This is a genomic window from Sphingopyxis sp. Soil_C_28, assembly GCF_057657055.1.
On record NZ_JBDGJE010000003.1, the window covers coordinates 422,952 to 448,922 of the forward strand.

At 64.3% G+C, this 25,971-nt stretch carries 26 protein-coding genes; 12 read left to right on the top strand and 14 right to left on the bottom strand.

From position 1 onward, the window contains the following. Window positions 1–19 precede the first annotated feature (19 nt). Window positions 20–928 carry a DMT family transporter gene (locus AC3A43_RS15480; RefSeq protein ID WP_487793778.1) on the top strand — a complete coding sequence of 303 codons (909 nt, stop codon included), beginning with the start codon at window positions 20–22 and terminating at the stop codon, window positions 926–928. A gap of 48 nt (window positions 929–976) precedes the next feature. Further along, complete coding sequence (locus AC3A43_RS15485) at window positions 977–2,257, top strand: alpha/beta hydrolase family protein (protein ID WP_487793442.1); 1,281 nt, start codon at window positions 977–979, stop codon at window positions 2,255–2,257. On the opposite strand, the gene murA is transcribed toward AC3A43_RS15485, so the two are convergent. After that, entirely contained in the window at window positions 2,244–3,527 is a 1,284-nt protein-coding gene (gene murA, locus AC3A43_RS15490) for a UDP-N-acetylglucosamine 1-carboxyvinyltransferase (protein ID WP_487793443.1), read from the bottom strand. The genes AC3A43_RS15485 and murA overlap by 14 nt on opposite strands. A 43-nt stretch (window positions 3,528–3,570) precedes the next feature. After that, window positions 3,571–4,041 (bottom strand): hypothetical protein, encoded by a 471-nt coding sequence (locus tag AC3A43_RS15495; protein WP_487793444.1) that lies wholly within the window; start codon window positions 4,039–4,041, stop codon window positions 3,571–3,573. Window positions 4,042–4,250: 209 nt separating this feature from the next. Between AC3A43_RS15495 and AC3A43_RS15500 the strand changes: the two genes are divergently transcribed. Together AC3A43_RS15500 and AC3A43_RS15505 are read left to right on the top strand one after the other, a co-directional pair. Next, window positions 4,251–5,261: a DUF3011 domain-containing protein gene (locus AC3A43_RS15500; RefSeq protein ID WP_487793445.1), complete on the top strand. Its 1,011-nt coding sequence runs from the start codon at window positions 4,251–4,253 to the stop codon at window positions 5,259–5,261. Between the two features lie 85 nt (window positions 5,262–5,346). Next, window positions 5,347–6,270, top strand: coding sequence for a DMT family transporter (locus AC3A43_RS15505; protein ID WP_487793446.1), 924 nt, complete (start codon window positions 5,347–5,349; stop codon window positions 6,268–6,270). Here AC3A43_RS15505 and AC3A43_RS15510 read toward each other — a convergent pair. Together AC3A43_RS15510 and AC3A43_RS15515 are read right to left on the bottom strand one after the other, a co-directional pair. Then, the gene (locus AC3A43_RS15510) at window positions 6,267–6,869 is read right to left on the bottom strand and encodes a DsbA family protein (RefSeq protein WP_487793447.1); all 603 of its coding nucleotides are present in this window, start codon (window positions 6,867–6,869) and stop codon (window positions 6,267–6,269) included. The two genes, AC3A43_RS15505 and AC3A43_RS15510, sit on opposite strands and share 4 nt — an antisense overlap. Then, window positions 6,863–7,594, bottom strand: coding sequence for an SDR family oxidoreductase (locus AC3A43_RS15515; RefSeq protein WP_487793448.1), 732 nt, complete (start codon window positions 7,592–7,594; stop codon window positions 6,863–6,865). The genes AC3A43_RS15510 and AC3A43_RS15515 overlap by 7 nt, the downstream gene beginning before the upstream one ends. Window positions 7,595–7,672: 78 nt before the next feature. Between AC3A43_RS15515 and AC3A43_RS15520 the strand changes: the two genes are divergently transcribed. Next, window positions 7,673–8,164, top strand: coding sequence for a winged helix-turn-helix transcriptional regulator (locus AC3A43_RS15520; RefSeq protein WP_487793449.1), 492 nt, complete (start codon window positions 7,673–7,675; stop codon window positions 8,162–8,164). Between the two features lie 168 nt (window positions 8,165–8,332). Beyond that, window positions 8,333–8,746: a hypothetical protein gene (locus AC3A43_RS15525; RefSeq protein WP_487793450.1), complete on the top strand. Its 414-nt coding sequence runs from the start codon at window positions 8,333–8,335 to the stop codon at window positions 8,744–8,746. Window positions 8,747–8,749: 3 nt separating this feature from the next. On the opposite strand, the gene clpS is transcribed toward AC3A43_RS15525, so the two are convergent. The 3 genes from clpS to AC3A43_RS15540 all read right to left on the bottom strand — a co-directional run bounded on the left by clpS (window position 8,750) and on the right by AC3A43_RS15540 (window position 11,963). After that, the gene (gene clpS, locus AC3A43_RS15530) at window positions 8,750–9,112 is read right to left on the bottom strand and encodes an ATP-dependent Clp protease adapter ClpS (RefSeq protein ID WP_487793779.1); all 363 of its coding nucleotides are present in this window, start codon (window positions 9,110–9,112) and stop codon (window positions 8,750–8,752) included. A gap of 198 nt (window positions 9,113–9,310) precedes the next feature. Continuing rightward, the gene (locus tag AC3A43_RS15535; RefSeq protein WP_487793451.1) at window positions 9,311–10,063 is read right to left on the bottom strand and encodes a phasin family protein; all 753 of its coding nucleotides are present in this window, start codon (window positions 10,061–10,063) and stop codon (window positions 9,311–9,313) included. A gap of 121 nt (window positions 10,064–10,184) precedes the next feature. Continuing rightward, window positions 10,185–11,963 (bottom strand): PHA/PHB synthase family protein, encoded by a 1,779-nt coding sequence (locus AC3A43_RS15540; protein WP_487793452.1) that lies wholly within the window; start codon window positions 11,961–11,963, stop codon window positions 10,185–10,187. Between the two features lie 116 nt (window positions 11,964–12,079). Here AC3A43_RS15540 and AC3A43_RS15545 point away from each other — a divergent pair, with 116 nt between their 5' ends. Both AC3A43_RS15545 and AC3A43_RS15550 read left to right on the top strand, forming a co-directional pair. Continuing rightward, on the top strand, window positions 12,080–13,294 hold the full coding sequence (locus AC3A43_RS15545) for an LL-diaminopimelate aminotransferase (RefSeq protein ID WP_487793453.1): 1,215 nt from the start codon (window positions 12,080–12,082) through the stop codon (window positions 13,292–13,294). 102 nt (window positions 13,295–13,396) lie between these two features. Next, window positions 13,397–13,879 carry a DUF2721 domain-containing protein gene (locus AC3A43_RS15550; protein WP_487793454.1) on the top strand — a complete coding sequence of 161 codons (483 nt, stop codon included), beginning with the start codon at window positions 13,397–13,399 and terminating at the stop codon, window positions 13,877–13,879. An 87-nt stretch (window positions 13,880–13,966) separates the two neighbouring features. Here AC3A43_RS15550 and AC3A43_RS15555 read toward each other — a convergent pair whose 3' ends face one another. Further along, window positions 13,967–15,547 carry an amidase gene (locus AC3A43_RS15555; protein ID WP_487793455.1) on the bottom strand — a complete coding sequence of 527 codons (1,581 nt, stop codon included), beginning with the start codon at window positions 15,545–15,547 and terminating at the stop codon, window positions 13,967–13,969. Window positions 15,548–15,658: 111 nt separating this feature from the next. Here AC3A43_RS15555 and AC3A43_RS15560 point away from each other — a divergent pair, with 111 nt between their 5' ends. Then, window positions 15,659–16,972 (top strand): spinster family MFS transporter, encoded by a 1,314-nt coding sequence (locus AC3A43_RS15560; protein WP_487793456.1) that lies wholly within the window; start codon window positions 15,659–15,661, stop codon window positions 16,970–16,972. Here AC3A43_RS15560 and AC3A43_RS15565 read toward each other — a convergent pair. After that, on the bottom strand, window positions 16,969–17,559 hold the full coding sequence (locus tag AC3A43_RS15565) for an NADPH-dependent FMN reductase (RefSeq protein ID WP_487793457.1): 591 nt from the start codon (window positions 17,557–17,559) through the stop codon (window positions 16,969–16,971). The genes AC3A43_RS15560 and AC3A43_RS15565 overlap by 4 nt on opposite strands. Window positions 17,560–17,567: 8 nt before the next feature. Then, window positions 17,568–18,068: a L,D-transpeptidase family protein gene (locus tag AC3A43_RS15570; protein WP_487793458.1), complete on the bottom strand. Its 501-nt coding sequence runs from the start codon at window positions 18,066–18,068 to the stop codon at window positions 17,568–17,570. 87 nt (window positions 18,069–18,155) lie between these two features. Between AC3A43_RS15570 and AC3A43_RS15575 the strand changes: the two genes are divergently transcribed. Beyond that, a complete protein-coding gene (locus AC3A43_RS15575; RefSeq protein ID WP_487793459.1) occupies window positions 18,156–19,055 on the top strand; it encodes a haloalkane dehalogenase in 900 nt (299 codons plus the stop codon). Here the strand turns inward: AC3A43_RS15575 and AC3A43_RS15580 are convergent. Next, on the bottom strand, window positions 19,045–20,334 hold the full coding sequence (locus tag AC3A43_RS15580) for an adenylosuccinate synthase (RefSeq protein WP_487793460.1): 1,290 nt from the start codon (window positions 20,332–20,334) through the stop codon (window positions 19,045–19,047). The genes AC3A43_RS15575 and AC3A43_RS15580 overlap by 11 nt on opposite strands. A gap of 279 nt (window positions 20,335–20,613) precedes the next feature. Here AC3A43_RS15580 and AC3A43_RS15585 point away from each other — a divergent pair, with 279 nt between their 5' ends. Beyond that, complete coding sequence (locus tag AC3A43_RS15585; protein ID WP_487793780.1) at window positions 20,614–21,426, top strand: alpha/beta hydrolase; 813 nt, start codon at window positions 20,614–20,616, stop codon at window positions 21,424–21,426. A gap of 107 nt (window positions 21,427–21,533) precedes the next feature. Then, entirely contained in the window at window positions 21,534–21,911 is a 378-nt protein-coding gene (locus tag AC3A43_RS15590; RefSeq protein WP_487793461.1) for a DOPA 4,5-dioxygenase family protein, read from the top strand. On the opposite strand, the gene AC3A43_RS15595 is transcribed toward AC3A43_RS15590, so the two are convergent. From AC3A43_RS15595 to AC3A43_RS15605, 3 genes are all read right to left on the bottom strand, one after another. Continuing rightward, complete coding sequence (locus AC3A43_RS15595; protein WP_487793462.1) at window positions 21,908–23,020, bottom strand: ATP phosphoribosyltransferase regulatory subunit; 1,113 nt, start codon at window positions 23,018–23,020, stop codon at window positions 21,908–21,910. The genes AC3A43_RS15590 and AC3A43_RS15595 overlap by 4 nt on opposite strands. A gap of 53 nt (window positions 23,021–23,073) precedes the next feature. Next, window positions 23,074–24,660: a phosphoglycerate dehydrogenase gene (gene serA, locus AC3A43_RS15600; protein WP_487793463.1), complete on the bottom strand. Its 1,587-nt coding sequence runs from the start codon at window positions 24,658–24,660 to the stop codon at window positions 23,074–23,076. Window positions 24,661–24,779: 119 nt separating this feature from the next. Then, window positions 24,780–25,907 (bottom strand): phosphoserine transaminase, encoded by a 1,128-nt coding sequence (locus AC3A43_RS15605; protein WP_487793464.1) that lies wholly within the window; start codon window positions 25,905–25,907, stop codon window positions 24,780–24,782. Between the last annotated feature and the right edge of the window lie 64 nt (window positions 25,908–25,971).

A 25,971-nucleotide genomic window follows, 5' to 3' on the forward strand; every position in this document is an offset into this window, starting at 1 on the left:
GCGCATCCTCCTGCCCTTCATGTTGGTGACGTTGATCTGGGGATCGACCTGGATCGTCATCACGGGGCAGCTTGGCGTAGTTCCGCCCAGCTGGTCGGTGACCTATCGCTTTGCGGTTGCGGGGATCGCGATGTTTGCCTTTGCGATGATCCGGCGCGAGAGGCTGTGGCCGGGCTATCCCGCGCTCGCCTTTGCCGTGGTGCTGGGCATCGCGCAGTTCGCGCTGAACTTCAACTTCGTCTATCGCGCCGAACAACATATCACCTCGGGCCTTGTCGCGGTGCTGTTCGCGCTGTTGATCGTCCCCAACACCCTGCTCGGCCGCATCTTCCTGACGACCCCGCTTCAGGGTCGTTTCCTTACGGGCGCAGGGATCGCGATCGTCGGGGTGGGCATGATGATCGTGCACGAATATCGCGCCGCAGCGCTCGGTCCGGCGGCGGTGCTAACCGGCACCGCCTTCACGCTGGCAGGGGTCCTCAGCGCTTCGATCGCCAATGTCATGCAGGGCAGCCGGATCGCCCGCGCGCAGTCGATGACGGTGATGCTGGCTTGGGCGATGCTGTTCGGTACGCTCGCCGACGGCAGCTATGCCTGGATCACGACGGGGCCGCCGGTCATCGAAACGACCGCTGTCTATATCGGCGGCGTGCTGTATCTTGGCGTGATGGCCAGCGCCTTGGCCTTTCCACTCTACTTCAATGTGATACGAGCGGTCGGGCCGGGGCAGGCGGCGTGGTCGAGCGTGCTCGTTCCGATCATCGCCATGGGCTTTTCGACCGTCCTTGAGGGATATCGCTGGGCGCCGCTGTCTATCGCGGGCGGCGTCGTCGCGCTGATCGGACTGGTGATCGCGGTGGCGAAACGGCCCGAACGGCCGTCGCTCAGCGGCAATACCGTTTCCGTTCCCGTCCAGCCCGAGATCTAGGGACAGGATCTAGTTGCCATCAGTGTATTGCCGTATTAATACGGCCTCATGAAGATATTCACCAGCGCGCTCCTCTTTTTCGCAGCCCTCCCGGCGACACCGGTCGCGGCGCAGTCCATATGCACGGCAGGCACCTACACCGCGCCCGATGGCGATTTCGTCGTGCTTGTCCAGACGCCGGCGGTTCCCGCTCCGGCGCTGCGCTACCTGTTCCGCGACGGCCGGCGCGGCGCGACGTCGGATGCCGCCGCCCCGCTGGCCTGTGGAGCCGAAGGCGTGGCAGTGAACGGCAAAACGTGGAAGCCGATCGCCTTTCGCGAAACCCCCGCGACCTTCGACAGCGTCGGGACGAAAATGACCGGCGTGCTGATCGAGCCGCCGGGCGCGCCCGATGCGAAGCGACCGCTCGTCGTCATGGTACACGGGTCCGAACGCACCTCGCCGATCGGCGGCGTCTATGGCTATGCGATGGCGGCCCAAGGCCTTTCGGTCTTCGTCTATGACAAGCGCGGCACTGGCGGGTCCGAAGGCGAATATACGCAGAATTTCGAACTGCTCGCCGAAGATGCCGCGCACGCACTCGAACAGGCTCGCAGCATGACAGCGGGGCGTTCCGGCCGTGCAGGCTTTTTCGGCGGTAGCCAGGGCGGCTGGGTCGCCCCGCTCGCAGCGACGCGCACCAAGGCTGATTTCGTTGCGATCGGTTTCGGGCTCGTCGCCTCGCCGATCGAGGAGGACCGCGAACAGATGGTGTCGGAAGTGCGCGCCGCCGGGCTTGGCGACGATGCGGTTGCATTGGTCAATCGCCTGTCGCAAGCGACTTCAGGGTTGTTGCTGTCCGATTTTCACACCGGTTATGAGGCGCTCGACGCGGTGCGGGCCGAGATGGCGGGCAAGCCATGGGCGGCGAAGATCGAGGGCGAATATAGCGGCGCGATCGCACGCATGCCGAACGACGATTTGCGCCGCATCGGCCGCGCGCGCGTCGACAATCTCGAACTGATCTGGGACTATGATGCGGTCGCCGCGCTGAAAAAGCTCGACACCCCGCTGCTCTGGGTGCTCGCGGGCGAGGATCGCGAGGCGCCGATCGAGACGACGCGCGGGGCGCTGCTCGGCCTCGCGAAGGCGGGCAAGCCGGTCGACGTCTATCTGTTTCCCGACACCGACCATGGCATGTTCGAATTTACGACGGCGGCCGATGGGTCACGCGAGGTCACCCGGATCACCGACGGCTATCTGAAATTGCTCGGCGACTGGATCAAGATCGATGCGCGGGGCACCTATGGTCGCGCCGAACATCTGACAAAGGGTGTCAGCCCGCGCTGATCCGCTCGATATCGGCGCCGACCGCCTGCAATTTCTCTTCGAGCCGCTCGTAACCGCGGTCGAGGTGATAGACGCGGTTGACCTCTGTCGTGCCCTCGGCGGCGAGGCCGGCGATGATCAGGCTCATCGAAGCGCGCAGATCGGTCGCCATCACCGGCGCGCCGACCAGTTGATCGACCCCGCGCACCACGGCGCTGCGGCCGCGCACATCGATGTCGCAGCCCATGCGCGCCAGTTCGGGAACGTGCATATAGCGGTTTTCGAAGATCGTTTCGGTGAACAGCGACGCGCCCTTGCCGAGCGTTGCCATCGCCATGAACTGCGCCTGCATGTCGGTTGCGAAGCCCGGATAGGGCGCGGTCGACAAAGTGACGGGTTCGGCGCGGCCCGACATCGCGACGCGGATTCCGCCCTTGGTTTCCTCGACTGTCGCGCCGGCCTGGCGGAGCGCGGCGAGCGTCGCTTCCATCTCGTCGGCCTTGGCGCCGACGAGTTCGACGTCGCCCTCGGTAATCACGGCGGCGCAGGCATAGCTGCCCGCCTCGATACGATCGGCCATGACGCGATAAGTCGCACCATGAAGCCGATCGACGCCCTCGATCGTCAGCGTTTCGGTGCCGATGCCGTCGATATGCGCGCCCATTGCGACGAGGCAGTTGCACAGGTCGACGATTTCGGGCTCGCGCGCCGCATTTTCGAGGACGCAGGTGCCCCTGGCGAGCGACGCCGCCATCAAGGCATTTTCGGTCGCGCCGACCGACACGACGGGAAAGGTGAACTTCCCGCCCGCGAGGCGCCCGCCGGGCGCGACGGCTTTGACATAACCCGATGTGAGCTCGATCTCGGCCCCGAACGCTTCGAGGGCTTTCAAGTGAAGGTCGATCGGGCGGTTGCCGATCGCGCAGCCGCCGGGCAGCGACACGGTGGCTTCGCCGGCGCGCGCGAGCAGCGGGCCCAGCACAAGGATCGAGGCGCGCATCTTGCGGACGATGTCATAGGGCGCGACGGTCGAGGTCAGCGTCGTCGTGCGCGCGGTCATCACGCGGCCGAAATCCTCGGGCCGCGATCCCTCGATCGTCGTCGAGCAACCGAGCTGGTTGAGCAGGTGCCCGAAGCCATCGACGTCCGCGAGCCGCGGCAGGTTGCGCAGCGTCAGCGGTTCGTCGGTGAGCAGCGCGCACGGCAGCAGCGTGAGCGCCGCATTCTTGGCACCACTGATGGGGATACGGCCCTTGAGTCGCTGGCCGCCGCGAATGACGATCTGATCCATCGGCTGTCTTTAGCGCATGCGTGGGGCCGCGCAAGCGGACTGACTATGCGGGCGGCGGCAGTCGATATCCCACGTCGCTGTCGAACTGGGTCTGTGCCTCGCGCTGGCCCTTGCTCATGAAGATATAGCCGACGACCGAGAGGATCAACAACGCGACGCCAAGCACCGGAACGCCGCCGCGCGTCGCCAGAATCAAGATGATCCACGCGATGTTGACGATGCCGAGGATCAGGAAAATCTTTTGGTTATTACCTGCAAAGCCATAGACGTCGCGTCCGTCGGCGGAGCGGACGCCGTGGATCCCCTTCAGGTCGAACGCGTTGTAAAGATAAAAGCGGCCGCGCGCGCCCGGCACCAGTTCGGCGGCGACATTATCCTTCACGACAGCGTTGCGGATCGTTCGCGTTATGCCGTCGGCCTGTTGAAAGGTGATGCTGCGGAAAATCGACACGCCCCCTTTGGCGCGTTTGAGGTCGGCGGTTTCGATGCTGCCGTCGATGATCGAGGTAGGCATTGTCGGATCCCCTGCTGTGGCGCGACCCGGGGAGCCGCAGGCTAATCGATCCGGCAGAATAAGGGAAGGCACGCGCTTGGTCGAGCTACCGCCGGCGACGCGCGGCTTTCGTCGTGGCTTTCCCAGTGAAAATATGAAACTATTCGCCTTGAGAACGGGGTTAACTGGCATAGCGTAAAACGGAACGACTTTTCACAGGGGAGAAGGTCATGCGGAATAATGTCGTCACCATCGTCACTACGGCCACGTTGATCGCCAGCCAGCTTGTTGTTCCGGCGATGCCGCAAGCGACGACTTATCCCTATCCACCGCCGGGCGGACCGCAGATTCAGCCACCGCGCCCGGGCAACGGCTATGGCTATCAGGGGACGATCCGCTGCGAATCACGGAATAACAACACCCAGCGTTGCAACGTCCGCACCGACAATCGCGTCGATTTGCAGCGGGTGATCGGCGGGCGCTGTTCGAAGGGACGCGACTGGGGCTTCACGGCCAACCAAATCTGGGTGTCGGGCGGATGCCGGGCTGAATTTGCTTATGGCTATGCGAATGACGGCGGCGGTTATCCGACTCCACTGCCGCAGCCTGTCGATGACTATGCCGGCACGCTGAACTGCGAATCGTGGAGCTATAAATATCAGCAGTGCAATGTCCGGACGAATGATCGCGTCGAACTCGTGCGCAAGATCGCCGGCAAGTGCAACGCCGGGCGCCAATGGGGTTACACGGGCGAATATATCTGGGTCGACAAGGGCTGCCGCGCCGAATTCGGCTATGGCTACCGGAATGTCCGGCCGCCCGAGAAGGACAAGGACAAGGGGCCGAGCACCGGGCTGATCATCGGCGGCATCGTCGTTGCGGGCGGATTGATCGCGTTGCTCGCAAGCCAGAAAAAGAAAAAGGCCGGAGACACCGCCACGACCGAAGAAAGCGTGACGACGCATCCATCGCGCGGACCGGCGACGCTGAGCGCGAACCTCGGCAACCTGCCAGCTGCGGCGCGCCCATCGGTGCAAAATTGCATGAACGACGCGGCGCGGCAGATCGGCATTACCGGTGGAACGCGGCTGTCCTACGACAAGCTGGTGTCGCTCGAACAGGGCAATGGCGGCTGGCGCATTCGTGCGACGATGACCGCGACCTACCCCGACGGCGCCAAGCAGGTCGAAATGTATTGCCGCGCGACACCGAGCGACATCATCCAGCTCGACTTCACCTAGACAGAAGGGGCGCTTCCGCTATCGCAGTCATCCCGGCGCAAGCCGGAATGACGAATGCCGAGACGAGAGCGGGGGTGAGACTTCAATGGCCAAGGATGGCGGACCCGCAGCAGCGATATGGTCGCGGGCTTATCGGCTGCTGACGATCACGGCGCTGTTCTGGGCCGGAAATTCGATCGTCGGCCGCGCCGCGCGCGATCTGGTGCCGCCCGCGGCCTTGTCCTTCTGGCGCTGGACCTTTGCGCTGTTGCTGCTTCTGCCCCTCGCCTGGCCGCATCTGAAGCGCGACTGGCCCGTGTTGCGGGCGAACTGGACGATCGTGGCGCTGCTTGGCGCGCTGGCGATCGGGTCGTTCAACCTGCTACTCTACACCGGCCTCCAGAGCACAACTGCGCTCAATTCGATGCTGATCCAGTCGGCGCTCCCGGCGCTCGTTCTTGTAGCGGGCGCGTTGGTTATGGGCGACCGGACAAGCCTGCGTCAGGTCGCGGGGGTGCTGATCTCGCTCATCGGGGTGCTCGCGATCATCGCGCGCGGCGACCCTGCCATGCTGTGGGGTCTACAGCTCAATATCGGCGACGCGATCATCGGCGGCGCGGTGCTGCTGTGGGCGCTCTATTCGGTCCTGCTTCGCCGCCGTCCTGCCGTTCATCCGCTCAGCTTTCTCGCGGCCTCGATTGTCGTCGGGATCGTGGTGATCGTGCCCGTCTATGCGCATGAACTCTGGTCGGGACGGCTGATCGTTCCGGCGATGGGTAGCGCGCTCGCCATCGCCTATGTCTCGATCTTCCCTTCCTTCCTCGCCTATCTTTTCTTCAACCGCGGAGTCGAGCTGATCGGGTCGGCGGCGACCGGACAATATATGAATGTGATGCCGCTGATGGGCGCCGGGCTCGCGATGCTGTTCCTCGGCGAATTGCTGCACCTGTTCCATATCGCAGGGCTGGCGCTGATCGTTGCCGGGATCGTGGTTGCCGGGCGACCGCCACAGTCGGCGGCCGAAAGTTAGGCGAGCGCCTCCTCGACCTGCGCCAGGCGGTCCTTGCCGAAGAACATCTCGCTGCCGACGAAAAAGGTCGGGATGCCGAACACCCCCCGCGCGACCGCGGCCTCGGTGTTGGCGATCAGCTTTGCCTTGATCTCGGGCTCCTGCGTGCGCGCAAGGATCGCGGGGCCATCGAAGCCGTTTGCCGAGAGGAAGGTCGCGATGACCTCGGGGTCGTCCATCTTCAGGCCGTCTTCCCACATCGCGCGGTTCACCGCATCGACATAATCGTCGAGATTGCCTTCGTCGTCGGCGACGACGGCGCCGCGCATGATCGTCAGCGTGTTGACCGGGAAGTGCGGATTGATGCGGAATTTGGTGAGGCCATGCTTCTCGATAAACCGCCGCATCTCCAGATTTTCATAGGCGAGCTTTGCGGGAGCGTCGGCATATTGGATCATCGGCGCCTTGTTGCCCGTCGCCTTGAAGATGCCGCCGAGCAGGCAGGGGGTGATGATCAGTTCGGCGCCGGTGCGATCGAGCAGTTCGGGCAGCGCCTTCATGCAAAGATAGGCGTTCGGGCTGCCGAAATCGAAGATCAGTTCGAGGCTTTTGCTCACCATGTTTCTCCCCAGGGACGGAGGTCGAGTTCGTGGGTCCACGCACTTTTGGGCTGTTTGTGGAGCATCACATAATTGGCCGCGATCGCGGCCGGGTTGAGGATCAGATCCTGCGCCTTGGCATTATCGAAATCGGGATGGCGGCCCTTGATGAAATCGGTGTCGATCGCGCCGTCGATCACCGTGTGCGCAACATGGATGCCCTGCGGCCCCAATTCACGCGCCATCGACTGGGCCAGCATGCGGAGTGCTCCTTTCGCACCCGAAAAGGCCGAGAAACCCGATCCCCCGCGCAAGGATGCCGTCGCGCCGGTGAAGATGATCGTGCCGCGGCCGCGCGTCGCCATGCGCTTCGCCGCCTCGCGCCCCATCAGGAAGCCGCCGAGGCACGCCATTTCCCAGACCTTGGTATAGACGCGGACGGTCGTCTCGCTAATCGGGAAGTTGACGTTCGCGCCGATGTTGAACACCGCGACCTCGACCGGACCGACCTCGGCCTCGACCTGGTCAAACAGCGCGATCATCGCGTCTTCTTCGCGGGCGTCCGCGGGAAAGGCACGCGCCAGATGCCCCCCGTCGCGAATCGACTGCGCGAGCGCTTCGAGCTGGTCGGCGTTGCGGGTACGGCGGTTGACGCAGGCGGTGAGGCCCTCGGCGGCAAAGGCGCGGGCGATCGCGCCGCCGGTGGCGTCTCCGGCCCCGATGATGACGGCTGCGGGATTGGGCATGCGCGACTCTCCTCTTGTGCCCGATAGTAACTATGATAATCATAGTGACAAGCGATAATTTTGCCGTGGAGTAGAGCAATGCCCAAACGCACCGATCTGTCGGATACATTCTGCCCTGTCGGCCGGTCGGCCGAATTGCTTGGCGACCGCGCGGTGTTGCTGATCCTGCGCGAGCTGTTCTTTGGACGGCGGCGCTTCGAGGTGATCGCGGTGAATACAGGGATTGGCCCGCAGCTTGTCTCCTCCCGGCTCAAGCTGATGGAAGAGCAGGGAGTGGTCGAGCGCCAAGCCTATCAGGCGCGCCCGCCGCGCCACGAGTATCGCCTGACCGCGAAAGGGAAGGATCTGTTCGACGTTCTCTACGCGATGCGGAACTGGGCAGAGCGCTGGGCCTATGCGGCGGGTGAGACGGGGTCAGGCCCGGCGATGCGCTATACCCATCGCGCCTGCGGAGCCGATGTCGGAACGTCGACCGTCTGCCCCGGGTGCGAAGAGCCGCTTCGCTATGGCGATCTGAAGGGCGAACCGTCGGAGGCGCTCAGGGCTGAGCTGGCGGGACGGACGGGATAGACGTCCGGCCACGTTGTGATACGCTCTCGTCTCGATGTGAAGGAGGCGAATTTGCGCGGTCGATCCTGGCTCTGCCTTGCTACCCTCTCCGCTTTTTCAGTGCCCGCGCATGCGATTCCGCCACCGCCGCCACCACCCGACCCGGCAGCGATGATGGAAGCCGATAGGTTGGCGCACGATCTGCTGGCCGACCTCGACGAGGGAAGTTTGCGGTATCGGACGGTTTCCGCAGTGTCCGGCGACGCGCTCAGCTGGCTGGCGACGATTCATCCCGATGTTCGCGAGCCCGCCGTTCGCGACGCATTTTATGCCGCCGTTTCTGCCCGCGCAGGCGCGGTCTGGCCCGAGGAGCGCTCCAACATCGAAGCTGCGGTTGGCAATCAGTTTCGGTTTATGTCGGCGGCCGACCTGATCGCCGCACGTGGTTTCATCGAAAGCCCTGCAGGAAAGAATTTTGCCCGGTTGCTTGTAGGCTCCGGCTTCGGCCTGGCCGACCGAGCGGCGGCTGCGGTCCTGTACCGCCGGGTGTTTCCGGAATTTTCGGAGATGCTCGCTGCGGCGCAGAAGCCGGCGGCCGAATAGGCGTCAGGCCTTTTCCAGCGTGCATTGCAGTGGATGCTGGCCCTGCCGTGCGGCGTCCATCACCTGATTGACCTTGGTCTCCGCAACTTCATAGCTGAACACACCGCAGACGCCGACGCCTTGCTGATGGACGTGCAGCATCACCTGCGTCGCCTGTTCGATATCCATGTTGAAGAAACGCTGGAGCACCATCACGACGAATTCCATCGGCGTGTAATCGTCGTTGAGCAGCAGCACCTTGTACATCGAGGGCTTTTTGGCCTTCGCACGGGTGCGCGTCGCGATGCCGACTCCGGGGGTGCCCGGCGAGCCGTCGTCCTTGTCCGCCATGGCGCGGGGCGGAAGCGTGGTCGAAACTGGAAACATCATGAACCGGAATATCGCAAGCTGCGGGCGAAGCGCAAGAGGCGCGCGCGCGGATTTTAACCTCTCGTTCGCCAGCCGGCTATCGCACCCCAAAAAAACAAGAACCGCCCGCTTCCGCGGAAGCGAGCGGCCTTGGGGGTGTCGGCGCAGGCGGGGAGGGAGGGGGAAGTGCCCGCGCCAACGGAAGTTGAAAGCGCCTTAAGCGGCCTTCAGCTTCGAAGTGATGACCGAAACGCGGTTCGAGATCGGCGCGAAGCTTTCGTTCGTCAGCTTGACGACGAGTTCGCTGGTCTTCGAGGTCTGCGCAACAGCGGCGTCGAAAGCCTTCTTGCTGTTTTCGGCATAGAGCTTGAAGAAGTCGGCCGGGGTCTTGACGGCGGTGTAGCCCTTCAGCGCGGCGGTCGTGTCTTCAAAGCTCTTGCGAGCGAAGGTCACGCCCTCCTGGCCAATCACTTCCATGTTCTTGGCAGCGATCTTGCCGGCTTCGACGAGCGCTTCGACGTTCGCCTTGTTGAATTCGACAGCTTCTTCAGCAAGCTTGCTGGTCTTGCTCATCGCTTCCTTGGCCTTCGCGTTGAAGTCGGCGGTCAGGGCTTCGGTGCGGGTCTTCGCTTCGTCGGCGAACTTCTTGACGGTGTCGTTCATGGTCTTGAATCCTTTGGTGGCGGCTGCGACCGGCTTCGGTGCGGCCTTGAGGGGCTTGGATGCAATTTTCACGGTCGCCTTCTTGGGGGCGACCTTCTTGGCAACCGCCTTGGGAGCAGCAGCCTTTTTCGCGGCCGGCTTGGCTTTTGCCTTCACCGTCTTGATCTTTGCGGGGGCCGGGGCGGCCTTCACTGCGGCCGGGGCGGCAGTTTCAACCGGAGCGGCGGGAGTTGCCACCGGCTTCGGGGCGGTTTCCAGCGTCGCGGCTTCGAAAGCCTTTTCGGCACTATCCATCTTGGTAGCCATCGGTGTACTCCTCTATGTTGCAGTGCACAATATAGGAGTGGCGCGGCGATTTCAAGGCTATTTTTGTGCACTGCACAAAAATTCTTTCGCCGCGCCCCGAAGGCAGGATATTCGCTAGATATTACCGTTGTTTGACATAGCGGCCGGGCGCATCCTCGATCGCCTTTTTCAGACCTTTTCCGGGAATTCGCGCGCCCTTTACCGTCGTTTTTGCGCTATCCTGCTGCGAAATCCAGTCGATCCAGTGCGGCCACCAGCTGCCCTTGGTCTCCTCGGCGCCCGCAACAAATTCGTCGAGGGTCGCGGCGTTGCTGTCGCCGGTCCAATATTGATATTTGCCCGCAGCGGGTGGGTTGACCACCCCGGCGATATGCCCTGAACCGGCAAGCAGGAAGGTCTTGGGCCCGGACAAATGGTCCATCAAACGCCAGACGCTGGCGAGCGGCGCGATATGATCCTCCCGCCCCGCTTGAATGAAAGCCGGGGTTTCGATCTTTTTGAGGTCGATCGGTGTTCCCATGGCCGACAGGCTGTTCGGGATGACCAGGCGATTGTCGCGGTAGAGTTCGACCAGATATTGTCGATGCCACTTCGCGGGCAGGTTCGTCGTATCGCCGTTCCAGTAAAGCAGGTCGAAGGGCGGATAGTCGTTGCCGAGCAGATAATTGCTGACGACATAATTCCAGATCAGGTCGCGCCCGCGCAAGCTGTTGAAGGTCGCGGCCATATAGCGGCCGTCGAGGAAGCCCGGCGCCGAAAGCTGCTGAAGCAAGGCCAGATAGCTATCGTCGACGAACATCTTGAGGTCGCCGGCGTGCTCGAAATCGACCTGCGCAGTGAAGAAGGTCACCGACTTGACCTTTTCGGCCTCGCCGCGCGCCGACAGCATCGCGAGCGTCGCCGCGAGGGTCGTGCCCGCTACGCAATAGCCGATTGTGTGGACCGCAGGGACGTCGAGCGCCGCGCGCACCGTGTCGATCGCATCGACCTGCGCCGCGATATAATCGTCCCAGACGATCTCGCTCATCGATGCGTCGGCCGATTTCCAAGACACCATGAACACGCTGAGGCCCTGTTCGACCGCCCAGGCGACGAAGCTTTTCGCGGGATTAAGATCGAGAATGTAAAACCGGTTGATCCACGGCGGGAAGATAAGGAGCGGGACGGCCAGCACCTCCTTCGTCGTCGGTGTGTATTGGATGAGCTGATAAAGATCGGTCTCGTGGATCACCTTGCCCGGCGTCGTCGCGATATTGACCCCGACCTCGAACGCGTCGGGATCGACATGGGAGAGCTGGCCGCGCGACAGGTCGGTCAGCATGTGCTTCAGGCCCTTGAGCAGGCTTTCACCGCGCGTCTCGACCGCGCGCTTGATGACCTCTGGATTGGTGAGCGCAAGGTTGGTCGGCGCCATCGCGTCGGCCATCGCCTTCGCGGCAAATTCCATCTTCGCGCGCGCGGCGGGGTCGGGCCCGTCCAGCTGACGCGTCGTCGCCAGCATCTGTTCGGCGAGGAGGCCGTAGGTCTGGCGGATCATCGCGAAGACCGGATTGGCGGTCCAGTCGGGATCGGTGAAACGGCGATCTTTCGCCTGCGCTTCCGGGCTGCTGGCGGGGGTCATCGGATTCAGGGTCGCGAGCGAGGTCCAGAAGGCGACGCCCTGGTCCCACATCTTCGACGATTGTTCGGTCCACAGTTTCGTTGCCGGATTGTCGAGCCATTTGGCGGGGTCGAACAGCGCGGCAGCGCTCCCGTTGCCGTCGTTCGCCTGGCCCAGCGCATATTCGAGCATCATTTGCTGCGCGCGGCCGATAACACTCGTCCAATGCTGCATGTCATCGGGCGACGGCAGGAAGGGGTTGGGAGCCTCGGTCGTGTCGTCTTTGCCCGTATCGCTCATATCTGTTCCTGCTGGTCTGTGCGGATATTATGCCTATAACAAGCCGCGACGCGGCTGGCGAGGTTGCCGCTCGCGTCAATTCAAACGCATACGCAAAGGAGTTGTTCTAGTTTCCCATGTCCGAAGATGAATTCTATCGCATCAAGCGCCTGCCGCCCTATGTCATCGCTGAAGTCAATGCGATGCGTGCGGCCGCCCGCGCCGCGGGAGAGGACATCATCGACCTGGGGATGGGCAACCCCGATCTGCCGCCGCCGGCGCATGTCATCGAAAAGCTGTGCGAAGTTGCGATGAAGCCCGACGCACACGGCTATTCGCAGTCGAAGGGCATTCCGGGGCTCCGGCGCGCACAGGCGAATTATTACGGCCGCCGCTTCAACGTCGACCTTGACCCCGAAAGCGAGGTCGTCGTGACGATGGGGTCGAAGGAAGGGCTCGCCAGCCTTGCGACCGCGATCACCGGCCCCGGCGATGTCGTGCTGGCACCGAACCCGAGCTATCCCATCCACACCTTCGGTTTCATCATCGCGGGCGCGACGATCCGCAGCGTGCCGACGACGCCGAACGAGGATTATTGGCGCGCGCTCGACCGCGCGATGGCTTTCACCGTACCGCGTCCGTCGATCCTCGTCGTCAACTATCCTTCGAACCCGACGGCCGAGGCCGTCGATCTCGCTTTCTACGAGCGGCTCGTCGCGTGGGCGAAAGAGAATAAGGTCTGGGTGCTTTCTGATCTTGCCTATTCAGAGCTATATTACGACGGCAACCCGACCCCTTCGATCCTGCAGGTTCCGGGCGCGAAGGATGTCGCGGTCGAATTTACCTCGATGTCGAAGACCTATTCGATGGCGGGCTGGCGCATGGGTTTTGCCGTCGGCAACAAGCGCCTGATCGCGGCGATGACGCGCGTGAAGTCGTACCTGGATTATGGCGCGTTCACGCCGATCCAGGCGGCGGCGTGCGCGGCGCTCAACGGGCCGCAGGATATCGTCCAGAAGAACCGCGACCTGTACCAGAAACGACGCGACGTGATGGTCGAAAGCTTTGGCCGCGCCGGTTGGGACATTCCGAGCCCCAAGGCGTCGATGTTCGCCTGGGCACCGCTGCCGCCCGCGCTCAAGGAAATGGGCAGCCTCGAATTTTCGAAGCAGTTGCTCACCCATGCCAAGGTCGCGGTCGCGCCGGGCGTCGGTTACGGCGAGGACGGCGAAGGCTATGTCCGCATCGCGATGGTCGAGAATGAGCAGCGTATCCGGCAGGCGGCGCGGAACATCCGCAAATTTCTGGCGATGCACGGCGTGAACACGCCGTCGGTTGCGGCCGGGGGATGATGCGATGGTAAATAGGGACTGTCCCTATTTGACGCCGTCGCGATCGGATCGTTGGTCTGCGCCCAAATTAAATGGGGACAGTCCCTATTTGTTGGTGTGCCGATGAATCTCGACGCCGGCGCGATTGCGCAGACGATCCAGCTGTCGGTCACGCCGGTGTTCCTGCTGGTCGCGACCGGCAGCTTGCTCAATGTCATCGCCGGGCGTCTCGCGCGCGTCGTCGATCGTTCGCGCAATCTGATGGAGCGCTGGGCGGAGACCGAAGGGCTCGACCATGAACGCATCGTCGCCGAACTGCGCATCGCCGACCGGAGGATGGGGATCATCAACAACTCGATCCTCTCCGCAGTGGCGTGCGGGATCGTCGTCTGCCTGCTCGTTGCGCTGCTTTTTACGCAGGCCTTTACCGGCATCAATCTCGGGGTTGCGGCGTCGTGGGCCTTTGCCGCGGCGATGCTGTTGCTGCTTATATCGCTGATCCTGTTCCTCATCGAGGTCAGGCTGGCGGTGCGCGCGATCCACGTGCCGATGGAACTGCTCGAGCTTGAGGAAATGGGCTGGAAGAAGCGGCGCGGCGGGAAATAGCAACCGACGTCCCCGGGGAAGGCGGGGCTGCGGGCGGGCTTTAGGGATGCCAACGATCCCCGCCTTCGCGAGGATGACGAAACCGGATCAGGGCGCAACGCTCGCCCGATAGGTTGGCGTCACTCGTTTCCGGCTCGCCTGTTCATAGGCATAGCCCGCCGCAAGGATGTCCGCATCGCTCCATTTGCGGCCGATGAACGAAATGCCGATCGGCAGCCCGTCGACCGCGCCCATCGGCACGGTCAGGTGCGGATAGCCGGCGACGGCGGGCAGCTGGCTCACGCTCGGGCCGTTATAGCTATCGCCTTTCGAAAGATCGCTGATCCACGCGGGGCCGTTGGTGACCCCGACGATCAGGTCGACATTGGGGGTTTTCAGCAGTCGGTCGATGCCTTCGGGGCCGGCAAGGCGCACCGCTTTTTCCCGGGCGGCGAGATAGGCGGGGCTGTCGAGGCCTCCCTTCGTTTCGGCCAGCTCGAACGTCCCTTGGTCGAACCACTTCAGCTCCTCGGGGTTCGCCTTGTTGAACGCAATGACGTCGGCGAGGGTCCTGGGGGTGGCGGCGTTCGGCAGGCTGCCGAGATAGGTCGCCATGTCGGCCTTGAGCTCCGTGAGCAACACCTCGAATTCGGCGGCCCCGAGGCCCTCGGTGCCTTTGCGGCTGTCCGCGATCTCGACGACCGTCGCGCCGAGTTGGGTCATTTGTTTGAGCGCCACATCGAACAGCGCCGCGATGTCGGCGCGGTCGCCGACACGGTCGCGCAGCACGCCGATGCGTTTGCCCTTCAGCGCATCGGGCGATAGCGCGGCGGCATAGTCGGTCTTGCGCGCGTCGGCTTCCGCCGTCGCGGGGTCGGCGGGGTCGCTACCCGCGATCGCCGTCATCACCGCCGCTGCATCGCGGACAGTGAGCGTGATCGGCCCCGCGGTGTCCTGGCTGTGGCTGATCGGAACGATGAAAGTGCGGCTGACGAGCCCGACGGTCGGCTTGAATCCGACGACGCCGTTGACGCCGGCCGGGCAGGTGATCGACCCATCGGTCTCGGTGCCGATCGCGAGCGGCGCGAGGCTGGCCGCGACGGCGGCGGCGCTTCCCGACGATGAGCCGCATGTGTTGCGGTCGAGCGCATGCGGATTCCTGGTGAGCCCGCCGACCGCGCTCCAGCCGCTCGTCGAATTGTCCGAGCGGATGTTCGCCCATTCGCTGAGGTTGGCCTTGCCAAGGATGATCGCGCCCGCGTTGCGCAGCCGCGCGACGATCGGGGCGTCGCGGTTCGTCACATTGTCCTTGAGCGCAAGCGAGCCCGCGGTCGTCGGAAGCGGGCCGGCGGCCTCGATATTGTCCTTCAGCAAAATGGGAATGCCGTGAAGCGGCCCGCGGGCCTTGCCCGCCATGCGCTCGTCGTAAAGGCGCTTCCCCTCGGCGCTGAGGTCGGTCTGCGGCATCGTCGCGATCACGGCGCCGAGCTTGGGGCCATAATCGTCGATCCGTCCGATCCGGTCGAGGTAGACGAGCGCCATCAGGCCTTCATAAATTCGCCCGCTTTCCATCTCGGCCCGCAGCGTCGCGGCATCCTTGCCCTCAACTTCGGGAAGTGGTGGAGGCATTGCGGCGGCAGGAGCGATGGCGAGCAAGGCGAATGCGGCGAGCAGCGAAAATTTTTGCATGCGCCGCAGGCTGGCAGCCGTAGCGGCAATTGCAAGCGGGGAATTTCGGTTCGCCCCAATCGCGTTGACACCACTCCCTCCGGTCTGCTCCCTTGGCAGCGGGAGATTATAATGACCGATAAAGCTGCCTCGTCGCAGGGCATCGCCTCGCCGGCCACCGGCGCTTCCGCGCAAACGCGGACGATGCTGTGGATCCTGCTGATCGTCTATATCTTCAATTTCCTCGACCGGCAGATCGTCAACATCCTCGCGGAACCGATCAAGGCCGACCTCGGGCTTTCGGACACCCAGCTCGGGCTGCTCGCCGGGCCCGCTTTCGCGGTGTTCTATGCGCTGCTCGGCATTCCGATCGCGCGCTATGCCGACAAGGATGGGACGAACCGCGTCCGCCTGATCGCGCTCGCGCTCGCGATCTGGTCGGCGATGACCGCCGTGTGCGGGCTCGCACAGAATTTCGTCCAGCTGTTGTTCGCGCGCATCGGCGTCGGCGTCGGCGAGGCGGGGTGTACCCCCGCCGCACACTCGCTGATTTCGGACAGCGTCGCGCCCGAAAAGCGTTCATCGGCGATCGCTTTCTACGGGCTTGGCGTGCCGATCGGATCGCTGCTCGGGCTGATCATCGGCGGGATCGTCAACGATCTCTACGGGTGGCGTATCGCGCTGATGATGGTCGGCGCGCCGGGCTTGCTGCTCGCGCTTGTCGTGTTGTTCGTGATGCGCGAGCCGCGGCATAGCCGGACCGCCGAAGCCGCGGCGACCGCCGCTGCGGTGACCCGGCTTTCGACCGGCGAAGCGATGCGCGAAATCTTCGCTTCGCGCGCGTTCATCTACATATTGATCGCGTCGTCGGTCGTCGCCTTTCTCGGATATGGCAAGGCGCTGTGGACGATCAGCTTTTTCATCCGCAGCCACGGGCTGTCGACAACCGAAGCGGGGCTGTCGATGGCGGTCGTGCTTGGGCTCGCCGGCGTGTTCGGCACCTGGCTCGGCGGCAAGATGGCGGACAAGTTCGGCGCGCGCGACAAGCGCCACATCCTGACTTTTCCGGCCTTTGGCATGGCGCTCGCGGCGCCGATCCTGTTCCTTGGCTATTTCATGGAGGACTGGCGGGTCGCGGTCGCGCTGCTGATCATTCCGACGATCCTGAACTCGGCCTATTACGGGCCTGCCTATGGCTGTGTGCAGGGGTTGGTGCGTCCGCAGGCGCGCGCCGTGGCCGCCTCGGTCATGCTGTTCGGGCAAAATCTGATCGGGCTCGGTTTCGGGCCGTTCCTGTTCGGCGTGCTGTCCGACGCGCTCGCCCCCGTCGCTGGGCAGGAAAGCGTGCGCTGGGTGCTCTATGGCGCCGCGTGGCTCGGTCTCATCCCCGCTTTCTTCTTCTGGCGTGCGAGCCTCAGGCTCAACGCCGAGCTGAAGTCGGGTTAATAGGGCGGGTCGACCTTCGCGCGCTGCGCCTTGGCGGCGTCGACCCACCAGTTGAGGTCGTCGGCGAAGCGGGGAAAGCTTTTTACCAGTCGCGCGCCATCGTCGCCGACAGGCTTGCCGTCCCCATCGAACGCCCCACCAATCCGTCCGACGGGCAGAATCGACGACGTCACCGCCATTCCCATCTCGCCGAGTGTATCGCGCCAACCCATCATTGCCCGCACTCCCGACCAAGGGCCAGCCGAGTAACAGGCGATCGCTGCGGGTCGCCGGAACCATTCCTCGAGATAGTGATCGGTGAGGTTCTTGAGCCCCGGCTGTGGCCCCCAATTATATTCGCCGGCGACAAACAGGAAGCCGTCGGCAGAGCGGATCTTACCTGCGAGTTCCTCCATCGCGGGCGGCGCCTCGCCTTTGGGATATTCCTTGTACATGCGGTCGAGCATCGGCAGGTCGACCGCCTTCGCATCGATCAACTCGGCGCTGTCGCCGCGTGACTCGATCGCCTCGACGATCCATTGCGCAAGCTTGATGCCCTGCCGGTCGCGGCGATAGCTGCCGTAGAAGACGAGGATGTGGCGGGGCATATGGGTTCCTAGGGTTGGATGGTGATCGGGATGCCGTCGGGCACGATATCCCACAGCTGCTTTATTTCGGTGTTCGACAGCGCGATGCAACCGTCGGTCCAGTCGTGCGCGATCGGCGGTCCGGGCCAGGCGTTCGGTTGGCCGTGGATGAAGATGTCGCCGCCGGGCGAGCGTCCCTTTGCCTTGGCAAAAGCTCGGTCGGAGGCGTTGGGGTATGATATGCGCAGCGACAGATGATAGGCGCTCGCCGGGTTGCGGCCGTTGATCCGGTATGTTCCCTCGGGCGTGCGCTCGTCGCCCTCGAACTGCTTGTGCCCCGTCGGCGCATCGCCGAAGCGGATATTCGTGTAGCGGACGATTTCGCGGTTCGCCGCATAGGCGATCAGCACACGCTCGCTCTTGTCGACGAGCAGGCGGTCGGCCTTGGTGCCCATGGGCAGCGGCGGCTGCGAATTTGCGGCGCCGCAGGCGGCGAGGAACAGGCAGGCAAAGGGCGTGAGGAAGCGCATCGCTAGATCCTACGACTTTGGCGCAGTCCGGCAAGTGGTTGCCAGCACCGCGTTGCCGGCTAAGGTGGGGATGGGGGGATCAACAATATGACCATATATCGCACGCCGGACGCGCGTTTCGAAGCGTTGCCCGACTGGCCATTCGCGCCGAAATATACCGAAATCGCGGACGGGCTTCGCGTCCATTATGTCGATGAGGGCGCCGCCGACGCAAAGCCGGTGCTGATGCTGCATGGCGAGCCGACCTGGTCCTATCTGTACCGCCATATGATCGGCCCCGCGGCCGCAGCGGGTTTTCGCGTCGTCGCGCCCGACCTCATCGGCTTCGGCCGCTCGGACAAGCCGCTCGATCGTGGGACTTACAGCTATGCGGCGCAGGTGGCGTGGATGCGGCAATGGATCGAGGCGCTCGACCTTAAAAACATAATCCTCGCCTGTCAGGACTGGGGCTCGCTGATCGGGCTGCGTCTCGTTGCCGAAATGCCCGAGCGCTTCTCCGGCGTCGCGCTGTCGAACGGCGGCCTGCCCGAAGGTCAGCCTGCGCCGCGCGCCTTTGCGATCTGGCGCGCCTTTTCGCGCTACAGCCCGGTGTTCCCGATCGGAAAGATCGTCAAAGCCGGCACCAAGCGCGAACTGAGCGCCGCCGAGATTGCCGCCTATGACGCGCCCTTCCCGACGCGCGCATCGAAGGTCGCGGCGCGTATCTATCCGTCGTTCGTGCCGCTGGGCGAGAATGTCGCGGTGCCCGATCAGAAGCGGGCATGGGCGGCGCTGGAGGCGTTCGACAAGCCGTTCCTGTGCTGCTTCTCTGACGGCGACCCGATCACGCGCGGCGGCGATGCGCTGTTCACCGCCCGCGTTCCGGGGACGCAGGGCGCCGCGCACCGCACGTTGAAGGGCGGTCACTTCATCCAGGAAGACGACCCGGCGGGCTTCGTCGCGGCGATTCGCGACGTGGCGACCACCGGGGCGGTCGTCAGTCGCTGAACGGATCGCGGATCAGGATCGTATCCTCGCGCTCGGGGCTCGTCGACACGAGTGCGATCGGGGTTTCGATCAGCTCCTGAACGCGCTGGATATATTTGATCGCCTGCGCGGGCAGGTCGGCATAGCTGCGCGCGCCCGCGGTCGTTTCCTGCCAGCCGTCCATTTCCTCGTAAATCGGCTCGACCTCGGCCTGATCGGCCGAATGGGCGGGGAAATAGTCGAGGATCTTTCCACGCAGCCGGTAGCCGGTGCAGATGCGGATCGTGTCGAAGCCGTCGAGCACGTCAAGCTTCGTCAGCGCGATGCCGGTAACGCCCGATACCGCGCAGCTCTGGCGCACCAGAACCGCGTCGAACCAGCCGCAACGGCGCTTGCGCCCGGTGACGGTGCCGAATTCATGCCCGCGCTCGCCGAGCTTCTGACCGATCTCGTCCTCGAGTTCGGTCGGGAAGGGGCCGCTGCCGACGCGCGTGGTATAAGCCTTGGCGATGCCGAGCACGAAGCCGACGGCGCCGGGGCCGAGGCCCGAGCCTGATGCGGCGGTGCCGCTGACGGTGTTCGAGCTGGTGACGAAGGGATAGGTGCCGTGATCGACGTCGAGCAACACGCCCTGCGCGCCTTCGAACAATATGCGCGCGCCCGCTTTACGGACTTTTTTCAGACGCTTCCATACCGGCTGCGCATATTCGAGGACATAGTCGGCGATTTCGGTGAGGTCGGCGATCAGCCGCTCGCGGTCGATCGGCGGTTCGCTGAAACCGGCGCGCAGCGCGTCGTGGTGCGCGGTCAGGCGGTCGAGCTGCGGTTCGAGCTTGTCGAGGTGCGCGAGGTCGCAAACGCGGATCGCACGGCGACCGACCTTGTCCTCATAGGCAGGGCCGATGCCGCGTCCGGTGGTGCCGATCTTGCCCGCGCCCGCGGCGGTTTCGCGCAGCGCGTCGAGATCGCGGTGAAAGGGCAGGATCAGCGCGCAATTGTCGGCAATCGCAAAATTCTCGGCATTGATGACGACGCCCTGACCGCGCAGCTTGGTGATCTCGTCGCGAAGGGCCCATGGGTCGAGGACGACGCCGTTGCCGATGATCGACAGCGTGCCGGTGACGATACCCGACGGGAGCAAAGACAGCTTGTAGACCTGCTCGCCGACGACGAGCGTATGGCCGGCATTATGACCGCCCTGAAAGCGGACCACGGCGTCGGCGCGGCTGGCGAGCCAATCGACGATCTTGCCCTTGCCCTCGTCGCCCCATTGCGACCCGATGACGGTAACATTTGCCATGATGCTGTCCTGCTGAACTAGGCCCCAAAACGACAGGCGCGGCCCGGCGCGGCCTTAGCGGATTTGGCCGGAGAGGCAACCCAAAGCGGGATGATTTTGCGACATTTGCGGGCGAGATTGATACGGCTGCGACAATGGAGATGGGCGATGAGGAAACAAAGCTGGTTTGGATATGTCGCGCTGGCGACCTTCGCGGTCGCGAGCGTGAGCGTGCAGGCACCCTTCGCCGACGCGCGCGAGAAGATGCGCGACCGACTGCGCGAGCGGCTAGCCGAGCGCATGGGGGCGGATGAGGTCCCCAAGGTGCCCGGCAGCGAGATGATTTCCTATGGCAGCGACCCGTTGCAGGCGCTGGACGTCTGGCGCGCCAAAGGGACGAACGGACCGGCGCCGCTGGTCCTGTTCGTCCATGGCGGCGGGTGGAAACGCGGCAGCAAAGACAATGCGACGGGGCGCTTCAAACCCGAACATTATCCTGCGGCTGGTTACACGTTCGCTTCGATCAATTATCGGCTCGTGCCCGCGGCGACGGTCGAGCAGCAGGCGGCCGATGTCGCAAGCGCGCTGAAGGCGCTGGTCGACCGTGCCGATACGCTTGGCATCGACCGGCGGCGCATCGTGCTGATGGGGCATAGCGCGGGCGCGCATCTGGTGGCGCTGGTCGGGACTGACGAACGCTATCTGAAAGGCGTCGGCCTGTCCTTTGCCGACATCTCGGGCGTAATCCCGATCGACGGGGCGGCCTATGATGTGGCGGCGCAGATGAAGGATGGTCCGCCGATCATGCAGAAGACCTATGCGCAGGCGTTCGGGACAGATCCGGCACGGCAAAAAGCGGTTTCGCCGACGTCACAGGCGGGTGCGCCGAACGCGCCCGACTTCCTGCTCCTCTATGTTCAGCGCGCCGACGGCGTGCGGCAGGCGAAGGCGTTGGGCGCAGCTCTTGAAACTGGCGGAAGCCGCGTCGAGCACGGGAGCTTTCCCGGCGAGGGGCTGAAGGGTCATGCCGAAATCAACCGCAGCCTTGGCGATCCCGCTTATGCGCCGACGGCGACGGTCGATACGTGGCTGAAACGCGTGTTCGGGCGTTAGAATCGCGTCGTTGCGAGCGTAGCGAAGCAATCCAGAACGGGGTAGGACGCTCTGGCTTGCTTCGCTACGCTCGCAATGACGTCTGAGTAGAGTGAGGATATGCCGCTATGACCAACCCCGACGCGCCCTATCATGCCCATATCTATTATGACCCCGCCGAGCGGCCCGCCGCTGCGGTGCTGCGCGATGCTTTCGGCAACGACCCCGCGATCCTGTTTGTCGGCGTGATGACCGATGGCGCGGCGGGGCCGCATCCGATCGCGCAATATGAGGTGCATTTTCTCGGTGGAGCGGTTCCGGCCGTGATCGCGGCGATCGAGGCGACGGGGCTTCGGGCGCTGGTGCATCCGCTCACCGACGACGATCTCGCCGATCATACGACACTAGGGCACTGGATCGGCGAACCCGTCGAACTCGACGTGACGGTGCTCGATCCGCCCGGGGTCAACCAGGGCATCCCGCGTTTCGGAATTTCTGACTTTTAGACTTCGACCGGCCCATCGGGGCCGAGGCGCCAGCCGCAACCGAGCGCGCGCGCATCGTCGCTTTCGGACAGTGCCGCGACGGTCTGCCAGTCGTCGGCGCGCAGGCTTGCCGCAAGCGCTGCATCGTGGCCGAGCGGCAGGAAGATGCGGCGGTCGGCGTCATCTTCGGCGCCGAGCCCCGCATCGATCAGCGGATCGGGGTAGAGCGAGAAGCCGACGGCCGCTTCTTCCTGTTCGCCGACCGGAATCGAATAGCCGCCGCCACGGCCGACTGCATCGCCTTGCCCCGGAACGAAAATCTGGAAGCCGAACCAGCTTTGATAGGCGAAGCCGTGGCGCTCGGTGGGGTCAAGCGTCAGCGTGACACGCTCGCGCACTGGCGCCGCGATGGCTTCGAGCGCGTCGATGCGTGCGGTCAGCACGCCGGTGGTGTCGAAAACGCGGAGGTCGGCAATCGCCTGATCGAACGGGCCGGTGGCGCGGAGCAGCGGCAGATAGGCTTGAGCACCCAGCCGGGTCAGCGCGCCGGCATCCTTGGCGTCGAGTTCGTCGCGGAGCTGCTGGATATCGACATCGACGGGGAGCGGACCGCTGGCGAGCAGGTCGACGACGTCGGGCAGGGTGAAGTCGATCGTGACGGGGCCGATGCCTGCGGCTTCCAGCGCGTCGATCGCGACGGTGACGATCTCGCGCGCTGCGGCGACGCTGTCGCTGCCGATCAGTTCGGCGCCGACCTGCAGCATCTCGCGCGCCGGGCGGAGCTGGCTCGCGCGCAGCTTCACGACCTGTCCGGCGTAGCAGAGGCGCAGCGGGCGCGGCGCCTTGGCGAGCAGCGAGGTTGCGATGCGGCCGACCTGCCGCGTGATGTCGGGACGCAGCGCGAGCGTGCGCTGCGACACCGGATCGGTGAAGCGGAGGAGGTCGCGGGTACTGCGGTCGTCATCACCGCCCAGCGTCTCACGAAATTCTGCGAGCGGCGGCGACACGCGGCCATAACCATGCGCGCGCATCGCATCGACGAGCGCGCGGGTCACGCGCGACGCGGCCTCCGCCTGTTGGGGGAGGCGATCGCGCAGCCCTTCGGGCAGCAGGGCAGGGGCCTTGGTCATGCGTGCGGCCTTAGGCGGGTGGCGGGAGCGTTTCAACCGCTCCCGCCGGATGATCAGAACTTCAAACCCTTCACCGTCTTCACACCGGGAAGCTGGCAGAGCTGCCACAGCAAAGGCTCGGGCATCGGCGAATCGAGCGACAGCAGCAGCACCGCTTCGCCCCCGGCTGCGCGGCGGCCAAGATGGAAGGTGCCGATGTTGAGCCCGGCTTCGCCAAGCGCGGTGCCGATGCGGCCGATGAAGCCCGGCGCATCTTCGTTGACGATATAGAGCATGTGACCGTCGAGGTCGGCCTCGACCTTGATGCCAAACATCTCGACAAGGCGCGGATCGCCGTTGCTGAACAAGGTTCCGGCAACCGAGCGGTCGCCATCGCTGGTCGCGACGGTGACGCGGACGAGCGTGTGGTAGTCGCCGTCGCGGTCGTGGCGAACCTCACGAACGTCTAGCCCGCGTTCGCGAGCGAGATGCGGCGCGTTGACCATGTTCACGCTGTCCGAATAGCGGCGCATCAGGCCGGTGAGCACCGCGGCGGTGATCGGCTTGAGGTTGAGTTCGGCGGCGGCGCCCTCGACTTCGACCGAGATCGTGGTGAGATTGTCGTGCGCGAGCTGGCCGACGAGGCTGCCGAGCTTTTCGGCGAGGCTCATATAGGGGCGCAGCTTCGGAGCTTCCTCGGCCGACAGGCTTGGGACGTTGAGCGCGTTGGTGATGCCGCCGGTGAGCAGATAGTCGCTGATTTGCTCAGCGACCTGAATGGCGACGTTGACCTGCGCTTCGTCGGTAGAGGCGCCCAAATGCGGGGTGCAGATGAAGTTCGGCGCGCTGAACAGCGGATGATCGGCCGCCGGGGGTTCCTGCGCAAACACGTCGAGCGCCGCGCCCGCAACCTGACCCGACTCCAGTGCGTCCTTCAATGCCGCTTCGTCGATCAGCCCGCCGCGCGCGCAGTTGATGATGCGCACGCCCTTCTTCGCTTTCGCGATATTTTCGGCCGACAGGATGTTGCGCGTCTGGTCGGTCAGCGGCGTGTGCAGCGTGATGAAGTCGGCCTTGGCGAGCAAGGTGTCGAGATCGGCCTTTTCGACGCCGAGTTCGATCGCGCGCTCGGGGGTCAGGAAGGGATCGAAGGCGACGACCTTCATGCGCAGCCCCAGCGCGCGCTCGGCGACGATGCTGCCGATATTGCCGCAGCCGATCAGGCCGAGCGTCTTCGACGTCAGCTCGACGCCCATGAAGTCATTCTTCGGCCATTTACCAGCCTGGGTCTTGGTATTGGCTTCCGGAATCTGACGGGCGAGGGCGAACATCATCGCGATCGCATGTTCCGCGGTGGTGATGCTGTTGCCGAAGGGCGTGTTCATCACAATGACGCCCTTCTTCGACGCCTCGGGAATGTCGACATTGTCGACGCCGATCCCGGCGCGGCCGACAACCTTCAGGTTCGTCGCGGCGGCGAGGACGTCGGCGGTGACCTTGGTAGCGGAGCGGATTGCGAGGCCGTCATACTCGCCGATCATCGCGATCAGCTCGTCCTTGGTCTTGCCGGTGATTTCGTCGACCTGAATGCCGCGCTCTTTGAAGATCGCGGCGGCTTTGGGGTCCATTTTGTCGCTGATGAGGACTTTGGGTGCAGTCATTTCGATATTCCTATTTTTCGTCACCCCCGCGAAGGCGGGTGTCCCGCTTTCTTGTTCGCTGCTGGGCGTAACTCGGAAAAAGCGGGATTCCCGTCTTCGCGGGAATGACGATTGAGAGATTAGGCGGTGAGGCTCGCGTAAGCCCAGTCGAGCCACGGGCCGAGCGCTTCGACATCGGCGGTGTCGACGGTCGCGCCGCACCAGATGCGAAGGCCCGGAGGCGCGTCGCGGTATCCCGCGATGTCATACGCCGCGCCTTCGCCATCGAGCAGCCCCGCGAACCTCTTGATGAAGGCTTCGTCGGCCCCTGCAACCGACAGGCAGACCGACGTCTTCGAGCGGCTGGCCGGATCGGCGGCGAGGTGGCTCAGCCATTCGCGGTCGGCGACGATCTTGTCGAGCGCGGCGGCGTTCGCATCGCTGCGCGCTTTCAGCCCGTCGAGGCCGCCGAGCGATTTTGCCCATTCGAGCGCGAAGATCGCATCCTCGACCGCGAGCATCGACGGGGTGTTGATCGTCTCACCCTTAAACACGCCTTCGGTCAGCGCGCCCTTCGAGACGAGGCGGAAGACCTTCGGCAGCGGCCAGGCGGGGGTGTAGGTTTCGAGGCGTTCGACCGCGCGCGGGCCGAGGATCAGTACGCCATGGCCGCCTTCGCCGCCGAGCACTTTCTGCCAGCTGAAGGTCGCAACGTCGATCTTGTCCCACGGCAGGTCGTAGGCGAACACCGCACTGGTCGCGTCGGCGAAGCTCAGCCCCCCGCGGTCGTCGGCGATCCAGTCGCCGTTGGGGACGCGCGCACCGCTGGTGGTGCCGTTCCAGGTGAAGAGCACGTCGTTCGACCAGTCGACCTGCGTGAGGTCGGGAAGCTGGCCGTAATCGGCGCGAATGACGGTGGGGTCGAGCTTAAGCTGCTTCGCGGCATCGGTGACCCAGCCCTCTCCGAAGCTCTCCCAAGCGAGCGTCGTGACGGGTTTGGCGCCGAGCATCGTCCACATCGCCATTTCGAAGGCGCCGGTGTCGCTGCCCGGAACGATACCGATGCGGTGCGTGTCGGGAAGCTGGAGCATCTCGCGCATCAGGTCGATGCAGTAGGCGAGGCGCGTCTTGCCGATCTTCGCACGATGCGAGCGTCCAAGCGATTCGGTTGCGATTTTTGAGGCATCCCATCCGGGCGGCTTTGCGCAGGGGCCGGAGGAGAAATAGGGGCGCGCAGGGCGCAATACTGGTGTCGGCACTTCAGTCATTATAGTCTCTCCTTGCAGAGAGCTCGCGCGGCGTTGGGACCGCGTGGCCCGGCGCCGCGTTTAG

What these genes read in the sequence shown, in the direction of transcription:
- AC3A43_RS15480 (WP_487793778.1), top strand. Translation starts at nt 20, where the DNA reads ATGTTGGTGACGTTGATCTGGGGATCGACCTGGATCGTCATCACGGGG.
- AC3A43_RS15485 (WP_487793442.1), top strand. Translation starts at nt 977, where the DNA reads ATGAAGATATTCACCAGCGCGCTCCTCTTTTTCGCAGCCCTCCCGGCG.
- murA (WP_487793443.1), bottom strand. Translation starts at nt 3,527, where the DNA reads ATGGATCAGATCGTCATTCGCGGCGGCCAGCGACTCAAGGGCCGTATC.
- AC3A43_RS15495 (WP_487793444.1), bottom strand. Translation starts at nt 4,041, where the DNA reads ATGCCTACCTCGATCATCGACGGCAGCATCGAAACCGCCGACCTCAAA.
- AC3A43_RS15500 (WP_487793445.1), top strand. Translation starts at nt 4,251, where the DNA reads ATGCGGAATAATGTCGTCACCATCGTCACTACGGCCACGTTGATCGCC.
- AC3A43_RS15505 (WP_487793446.1), top strand. Translation starts at nt 5,347, where the DNA reads ATGGCCAAGGATGGCGGACCCGCAGCAGCGATATGGTCGCGGGCTTAT.
- AC3A43_RS15510 (WP_487793447.1), bottom strand. Translation starts at nt 6,869, where the DNA reads ATGGTGAGCAAAAGCCTCGAACTGATCTTCGATTTCGGCAGCCCGAAC.
- AC3A43_RS15515 (WP_487793448.1), bottom strand. Translation starts at nt 7,594, where the DNA reads ATGCCCAATCCCGCAGCCGTCATCATCGGGGCCGGAGACGCCACCGGC.
- AC3A43_RS15520 (WP_487793449.1), top strand. Translation starts at nt 7,673, where the DNA reads ATGCCCAAACGCACCGATCTGTCGGATACATTCTGCCCTGTCGGCCGG.
- clpS (WP_487793779.1), bottom strand. Translation starts at nt 9,112, where the DNA reads ATGTTTCCAGTTTCGACCACGCTTCCGCCCCGCGCCATGGCGGACAAG.
- AC3A43_RS15535 (WP_487793451.1), bottom strand. Translation starts at nt 10,063, where the DNA reads ATGGCTACCAAGATGGATAGTGCCGAAAAGGCTTTCGAAGCCGCGACG.
- AC3A43_RS15540 (WP_487793452.1), bottom strand. Translation starts at nt 11,963, where the DNA reads ATGAGCGATACGGGCAAAGACGACACGACCGAGGCTCCCAACCCCTTC.
- AC3A43_RS15545 (WP_487793453.1), top strand. Translation starts at nt 12,080, where the DNA reads ATGTCCGAAGATGAATTCTATCGCATCAAGCGCCTGCCGCCCTATGTC.
- AC3A43_RS15550 (WP_487793454.1), top strand. Translation starts at nt 13,397, where the DNA reads ATGAATCTCGACGCCGGCGCGATTGCGCAGACGATCCAGCTGTCGGTC.
- AC3A43_RS15555 (WP_487793455.1), bottom strand. Translation starts at nt 15,547, where the DNA reads ATGCAAAAATTTTCGCTGCTCGCCGCATTCGCCTTGCTCGCCATCGCT.
- AC3A43_RS15560 (WP_487793456.1), top strand. Translation starts at nt 15,659, where the DNA reads ATGACCGATAAAGCTGCCTCGTCGCAGGGCATCGCCTCGCCGGCCACC.
- AC3A43_RS15565 (WP_487793457.1), bottom strand. Translation starts at nt 17,559, where the DNA reads ATGCCCCGCCACATCCTCGTCTTCTACGGCAGCTATCGCCGCGACCGG.
- AC3A43_RS15570 (WP_487793458.1), bottom strand. Translation starts at nt 18,068, where the DNA reads ATGCGCTTCCTCACGCCCTTTGCCTGCCTGTTCCTCGCCGCCTGCGGC.
- AC3A43_RS15575 (WP_487793459.1), top strand. Translation starts at nt 18,156, where the DNA reads ATGACCATATATCGCACGCCGGACGCGCGTTTCGAAGCGTTGCCCGAC.
- AC3A43_RS15580 (WP_487793460.1), bottom strand. Translation starts at nt 20,334, where the DNA reads ATGGCAAATGTTACCGTCATCGGGTCGCAATGGGGCGACGAGGGCAAG.
- AC3A43_RS15585 (WP_487793780.1), top strand. Translation starts at nt 20,614, where the DNA reads ATGGGGGCGGATGAGGTCCCCAAGGTGCCCGGCAGCGAGATGATTTCC.
- AC3A43_RS15590 (WP_487793461.1), top strand. Translation starts at nt 21,534, where the DNA reads ATGACCAACCCCGACGCGCCCTATCATGCCCATATCTATTATGACCCC.
- AC3A43_RS15595 (WP_487793462.1), bottom strand. Translation starts at nt 23,020, where the DNA reads ATGACCAAGGCCCCTGCCCTGCTGCCCGAAGGGCTGCGCGATCGCCTC.
- serA (WP_487793463.1), bottom strand. Translation starts at nt 24,660, where the DNA reads ATGACTGCACCCAAAGTCCTCATCAGCGACAAAATGGACCCCAAAGCC.
- AC3A43_RS15605 (WP_487793464.1), bottom strand. Translation starts at nt 25,907, where the DNA reads ATGACTGAAGTGCCGACACCAGTATTGCGCCCTGCGCGCCCCTATTTC.